This window comes from Bartonella sp. AA1HLJMS (assembly GCF_042197445.1).
Taxonomy (GTDB): Bacteria; Pseudomonadota; Alphaproteobacteria; order Rhizobiales; family Rhizobiaceae; genus Bartonella.
Genome location: NZ_JBHIRW010000075.1, coordinates 1 through 3,851, shown reverse-complemented (window position 1 = coordinate 3,851; position 3,851 = coordinate 1). Strand labels below are relative to the sequence as shown.

Sequence of the window (3,851 nt, the reverse complement as noted above, 5' to 3'; positions counted from 1 at the left end):
TTAAATCACCGTGGCTGGTCAGTTGAAGGTCACCACGCTCAATCTCTATGTGCCCTGCTTGGATCACACTATCAGCAACAATATTGACTGCCCCTTGCGTAGAAATAAGACCATCAACATTCTCAAAACTGCCCACATCAATGCGCAAACCATCCCGGGCTAAAACATGTGCACCTTCATCATGTGTAGCGTTTCGTTGGTCTGAATTTGTCGTTTCAGCGCTTTTATTGACAAAAGACGTTGCAACAATCTTCATCTCACCGGCTAAAGCACTGAGAAGACCAGCCTCATTATTTATATGACCAGCACGTGTCTCTTTCAGCCCACCAATGCTGAGAGCCTCTTCTGCAATCATTCTGCCCTGTGTGTTGGTTAAATCACCATCACTGAATACGTCCATAGATTTTTTGGCGTAAATCAGCCCACTATTGCTGACATTCCCTGCCACATTGAGGGCAACATTCTCACCACTAGAGCCAAGCACACCGGCATTGTCTAATTGCCCTGCGGTCACAACAAAAACGCCACCACTTTGAAGGACACCTTCGGATGTATTCTTCAGAAAGGCTTGTTGCGGATCGGCGCCTTCTTGTGTGCTTACCATCAAATGCAAATCATCGGTTGCAATAAACGTCCCTTGATTGGTAAATGCACCAATATGAGCATCGACACTCTCACCGCGCATTGTGCCGCTATTTGCGACCCCATCACGCACTTGAAGGGTTAATGCTCCTTCTTGGGCTTCCACAGTCCCTGCTTGGGTTAAAGCATCAGCACTCAAAACCACATCATAACTTAAAATCGTGCTCTCTTGAGAGGTTGTGAGCATGCCCCCCGCTGTCAAGGCAACCTGCTGCATACTGACAATATCACCCGTATGATTGAGGGCACCATGGGCATCCAGCGTTATCTTCCCATTGGACAATACAGTGCCTTCTTGGATCAGGGCACCGTGATGCGCATAAAGGTCAATTTTTTGCTCTGCCACTAAGCGCGCGCGTGATGTAAGCTCTGCTGCTTCCACCAAAAGAGAGCCGCCGGCGCTATAATGTCCAGCGCCTACAGTGAGCCCATCATCGGCGCTCAAGACAATATTCCCCTTGGCACCAATATGGTTGTTTAAAGCGCTGATTTGATTGGTTTTAATGGTCAGATCGCCAAGGGAAGAAACCCCTGTTTGATCATTGTCTTGCATGCGGCTCAGATCAATTGTTGCTGCTTGGATCTCTAAAAGATCACCGGCGGCTATCCGCCCATTCCCCGCCTCAAGCTTTGCTGCCTGTAAATGCAAAGAACCCGTCGCTGACTGTTGACCATCACTCCCAATACCGCTTGCTAGAAGAGCATGAGACTGGAGCTTGATCAGATCGGCGCCCACATCAACAGCACCGCTTGCCGCAACGCGAGCTTGCTCAGCCAGTTCAACATGTTTCAAAGCCTTCAGTTCAACTGCTTCTTCTGAAAAAAGCAGATCTTTCACATGCACACTGTCGTGGTGAGAACGCGCTTTTACTGCTCCTTTGGCACGTGCTTTGGCAATTACCAGCTTGCCATCACTTGTCAATCTCATGGCGCCTGCATTGGCAACCATGTCTCCTCGCATCTTAACGCCCGCACCTTTATCATTGGCAATCACGCGGATCTGCCCCGCATACATTCCACCAAACTCACTGGAATCAATCGCCAATTCTGGCTCTTTGCTATCAGAACCAAGAGAAGTTGCTTCGCGTTTGTTATAATCAAAATGATTGCGCCCCGCGATAACAGCCAAATCTCCTTTGACCTGTATGGGACCCCCGACACTGATCTTGCGCGAAACAAGATCAAAAATATCTAATGCACTCCCATCAGCCCCACGAGCGCCTATAGTGATATCTCCACCCTCAACACGCAATCCACTCAAAGCCCCATCGGCTCCAATAATCGGTTGTCCGGTCGATAAAGTCACCCGTGGTGTATTAATAAAGCCACAACCGTTACAGGTAATCCCATTGGGATTGGCGATAATAACATCCGCCATATGCCCGTGTACTTCGCTCACGCCTTCAAGACGCGAGCGATTGGCACTCACCACTTCATTGAGGATAACCTTTGCTGCACCGCTATAACGCAAATTGCCGTTGCCTGGCACCAATCCCCCAAGCTGTGAACGCGAAACCTCCTCAGTCGAATTGTTCAAAATCACGCCATGGGTATCAACATTGAAACTGTCATATTTGTTATGAGAAAGACCCTGTCCATTGGGGCGAACAATATCAATCAGCGGCACATCATTGCCGGCTTTCCCCACCGTGGGGCGGAAAACAGAGCCAACCCCATCAGCTGCTTTTATCCCTTGGCTCTCTTGTGCAACAGGACTTCGCGCTCCAAGCGCTTGTGCTTGCAACAACAAAGGCTGAAAAGCTAAGCAAAAGCTTAAAACAAGTGAAAGCCCCTTATGGATCCCTCGCTGCAAAACACAAAGAACGCGCTGCCATAGCTTGTATCCATATCCCAATCTATGCTTTTGATTTTTCAATCCCCGCATCTTCAGCTCCTCATAAAATTCTTTATCTCTTTAAAAAAACAACCCATATGGGTATAAACAGCGCAGCGATATTTTTTACCGCCCCTTTGCTCTAAAATCTCAATAATGCCCGCACTTGAAATAACCCTGTCGCATTTCCCTTTTCTCGCACTGTCGATTGGGTTAAAATATTCGAATAAGACACATCAATATCCGTAATGTCTCCGGTTGCATGGAAACCAAGAGTTGCCCCAACGAGGCTCCCGCCAAAACTGTTTTTGTTTACATTATTGGCTACAGCCCCCAGATCAAGCGCCATATAAGGGGCAAATTGGCTCATAAATTTACGCCCCATTCTCGAAGAAAAACCTGGCAACAACAGCGACAATTCATTGCGCCAAAACGCCCCATTATTGCCGTAATAAATCGCCTCACGCACCCCACGCACAGAGGAACTACCACCAAGCGATATTTGCTCTGAACTAAACAATGTGTCGGGTGATAATTGTCCTGAAAACAGCGTGTTATAGCGAAAGTTATATTGTTTGAGCGAAAAAGGACGCACGTAGCCTAGGGAAAAAGACAATTTGGAAAATTGCCCTTTGGGTGAATTTTTTGTTGCATTCTCTTGCTCTTTATCGTCATAAGCGCCAAGAATTGCCAACCCTTTATGAAACCCTATATGCGCGCTTAATTCTCCTCCAAGCCACTTGCGCGAATGATCAAGCTCAAAGGTTGCAATAGCCAATTTACGGCTGGAAACATCAACCCGACTGCCCATAATAAAATTATCAGAATATTTCCATGTCAACCGTCCTGTAAGCCAGGTCTTTCCCTCTTGATCACGGTCGATAACCCGTGAAATCCACGGTGTAAGCGATAAAGACTTGCCCGCAGTCATAATATCGGAAAATATTCCCTTAACACTCGAATGATATTGGCTCCACGTCCCATCAAAACCTGTTGTCCAAGTGCCATAGGGAAGAGAAAAGGATCCCGTTAGAGTATCACTATTGGGGCGCTTGTGAGAAAAATGATACGGACTACCATCCATAGAACGCTGATAGCTCAACGACCATTGATCATTGATCCCCAACAGATCATCAAAAGAAAGGCTCAAGCGCGTTTGATAAAGCCCTGTTGCTTTAGCGCCAAGATTATCGCTGGAAAGCGTAATAAGCCAAGGTTTCTGTTTTTCAATATGAACATCGAGTATCGAACCACCCGAATTGCCACCAGCACCAAGATTAATAGTAGCTTGGCGTGAGAAAAGCCGATTGATTTGATCAAGCCCTTGCTCTATCTGGCGCAGATTGGTCGGCTTTCCAATAAGGTTTGGAAAAGC

The 3,851-nt window shown here is 47.1% G+C and carries 2 protein-coding genes; both read right to left on the bottom strand.

Translation table 11 applies throughout. The features are described from left to right. The coding region (locus ACFIQE_RS08935; protein WP_375707572.1) for a filamentous hemagglutinin N-terminal domain-containing protein at positions 1-2,527 on the bottom strand (2,527 nt) is incomplete at its 3' end. A gap of 91 nt (positions 2,528-2,618) precedes the next feature. Next, on the bottom strand, positions 2,619-3,851 hold a 1,233-nt coding region (locus ACFIQE_RS08930), incomplete at its 5' end, for a ShlB/FhaC/HecB family hemolysin secretion/activation protein (RefSeq protein ID WP_375707571.1).